This is a genomic window from Halomonas sp. SIMBA_159 (assembly GCF_046536035.1).
GTDB lineage: Bacteria > Pseudomonadota > Gammaproteobacteria > Pseudomonadales > Halomonadaceae > Vreelandella > Vreelandella venusta_A.
Genome location: NZ_JAWJBT010001045.1, coordinates 1 through 255 on the forward strand (window position 1 = coordinate 1; position 255 = coordinate 255).

The window sequence follows — 255 nt, forward strand, 5'->3', positions numbered from 1 at the left end:
CGAAGCCGACGATGCTGGCGGTACTATTCCCGCCAGGCTCACTGAACAAATATCCCCTTTTCACCGATGCATGAGCGGTACCAATCAGAAAAACCCCCGATGTATTGCCCTTGCAGGAACCCCGGGCAAAAATGCCTGCTGCACGATATATAAAAATCGATCGTCCACATGCAGAGAATTTGCCATGTCTGGTGAGAACGGAGTCGTCAATGAGGCTTGCAATCGTGCAAGGGCTAAATACGGGCTGACACCGTT

1 protein-coding gene is annotated in these 255 nt (G+C 51.4%); it reads left to right on the top strand.

Annotation, left to right across the window (positions count from 1 at the left end; all coding sequences use genetic code 11):
* Nucleotides 1–25 precede the first annotated feature (25 nt).
* Nucleotides 26–255, top strand: a 230-nt coding sequence (locus tag R0J87_RS22465; RefSeq protein WP_498889095.1) for a YkgJ family cysteine cluster protein, incomplete at its 3' end; no start/stop codon positions are given.